We start from the raw sequence: 2498 nt of genomic DNA on the forward strand, positions 1-2498 counted from the left end.
CTGCTGCGCCCCAGACTGCCCCGCCGACGCCGCGAGCAGCCAGCCGGCAACCTCCACGGGAAGCTGGTCGGAACCCGCCTCGCGCATCAGCACCGCCACTTCGCCCCCCACCCGCTCACCCGCCAGGGAGCGCACGTACAGCGCGTACGCGCGCACGGCCCGCCGCTCCGCGGGCCCGTACCACCGCGGCATCCGGTTGTCCACGGTGCGCGTGTACCCCATCGCGCGCTGCATCATGTCGTCGGGCACGTCGTAGCCCCGCTCGCGCATGCGCACCAGCGCGTGGGTCACGTGCACGCTCACGTACGGCCACGACTCGCGCTCGGTCCGCCAGAAGTTCCAGCCGCCGTCGTGGTTCTGCATCCGCCGGAGCGCCTGGATGTCGCGCGCCACCGAATCCGCCAGCTCCTGCGCAGGCGGCAGCCCCTCCGCACGGAACTCGGTGAGCACGTCGCGCAGGGCGGCCACGGCCAGCAGGCGCGAGGCGATCTGCTCCGAGCCCTGGTACGGGTACTTGACCAGGTACAGGAACGCGTCCGTCAGCTCGTGCAGCGCCGTGGACGAGGTGCTCACCTCCAGCCCGCCGAAGCCGGGAAGCACGTCGTTCTCGTCGATCTGCAGCGGCAGCGTGGCGGCGCCCTCGGTGAAGTTGCCGTACGTCGCGAACGCCTCGGCTGTGGCCGGCGTGTAGACGGGCAGGCTGACGAACGCCGCGTCCGAGCGGCTTCCCGACACCGCCGCCACCTGCACGTGCGCCGTCCCCGCGCGCACCGCCTCGCCCGGAATGCGCACCTCCACGCGGTCGTTCGCGGGCACCGTCACGCGGCGCCCGGGCTCGGTGAAGGCGATGCCCTCCGCGCGCGCGGCCACGTCCACCGTCATCGGCTGGCCGGTCTGGTTCTGGATGACGACGGCGAACTCGAACCGGTCGCCGAAGTTCAGGAATCGCGGCGCGGACGGGCGCACCATCAGCGGCTGGCGGACGGTGATGGACGACTCGCCCGCCCCGAACCGCGCCAGCCCCTGCGCCGCGACGGCCATCACGCGATAGCGCGTAAGGCTGCTCGGCAGGGTGAACGGAACCGTCGCCCGACCGTTTGCGTCCGTCCGCACCACGGGCGTCCACACCGCCAGCGGGTTGAAGTTCGTGCGGATGGCGATGGCGGGCTGCGGCGCCCCCGGCGGCGGCGGCGCCTCGACCGCGGGAGGAGGAGGGAGATCAAGGGACGACGCCCCACGGATCCGCACCTGTTCGGGGGCCGCCCTGCGCTGCACCTGGCCGCTCACCGCCCCGACGACGACGCCCTCGAGCATCAATGTCGCCGGGTGCATCACGATCTCCACCTGCACCGACGCGTCCCCGACCATCACCTCGCGCGACGCGGAGCCCATCCCCACGCGCGACACGGTGATGGTCCGCGGCCCGGCGGGCACCCCCACCAGCCGGAAGGCACCGGCGGCGTCCGTGGTCGTACGCAGCTGGGTCCCCGCCGCCATGACCAGCGCGCCGGCCACGGGCTGGCCCTGGGGGTCGCGGACGCGTCCGGCGACCACCCCGGCGCCGCTGGTGCGCTTGAGCACCAGGGGGTGAAGCCACGCGTCCGTGGCACCCTCGTCCCACGAGGGGTGAAAGAGTTCCAGGGGATCCTGGAACCGGTACCCGGTGAGCGCCAGCACCGCCTCGTCCACCACGGCCAGCGCCACCTCGGCGCCGGGCACGGGGCGGCCCTGCGCGTCGGTCACCTGCACCGACACCGAGGCCGGGGCGTCAGGGACGAGGACGGAGTCTGCCGGGAGCGGCGTCAGGGTGAGCGAGCGGCCGGTGGGCGGCACCCGCAGCAGCGCCGACCCGGTGGCGAAGTCCGTCCCCCGCGAGCCGGGGATGGTGTCCGAAGCGCCCACGACGTCCAGCTGCACGTGGATGTTGGGGATGTCGGCCTCGGTGAGGGGAACGGACAGCAGCAGCGTGGACGAGTCGGACGCCACCGTTACGGTGCGGACGATGCCGGCGCGGCGCACCGTCATCACCCCGCGGGCCGGCCAGAAGGGAAGCTGCACCAGAATGCGCGCCGTGTCGCCCGGCGCGTACACCTCGCGGTCGGGAAGCAGGCGCACCTGTCGGCTCGCCCCCATCTGCTGGCCCGGCTGCGGCGGCATGGGATCGCCGCCCGAAACCCAGACCGACACCTCGGTGCGCGAGGGGCGGCCGCGCTCGTCGGCCACGTCGGCGACCAGGCGGTACCGCCCGCCTTCGGGCGTGGGGAAGGTGCAGGTGCGGGGGTTCACCGCCGAGACGAATTCGCACACCACCGTGTCGCGCGCCACCTCGCCCCAGTCGCCGCCACGCTGCACCCATGCCATGCGCTCGGCGCGAACGCGCACCGGCCGCCCCGCCACGGGCTTGCCGTCCAGGTCCACCACCATGCCCTCCATCCGGATGGGCTCGCCGCGCGACTGCCAGTTGCGCGCGGTCCGCACCCCCACGTACACCTCGGCCG

General features: G+C 73.9%; 1 protein-coding gene. It reads right to left on the reverse strand.

Going from position 1 to position 2498, the window contains the following annotated elements:
- Positions 1–2484 (reverse strand): carboxypeptidase regulatory-like domain-containing protein (locus tag VIB55_RS07450; RefSeq protein ID WP_331876042.1); only part of this gene is annotated, 2484 nt, incomplete at its 3' end.
- Between the last annotated feature and the right edge of the window lie 14 nt (positions 2485–2498).

This window comes from Longimicrobium sp., from assembly GCF_036554565.1.
In the GTDB taxonomy this organism is placed as follows: Bacteria; Gemmatimonadota; Gemmatimonadetes; order Longimicrobiales; family Longimicrobiaceae; genus Longimicrobium.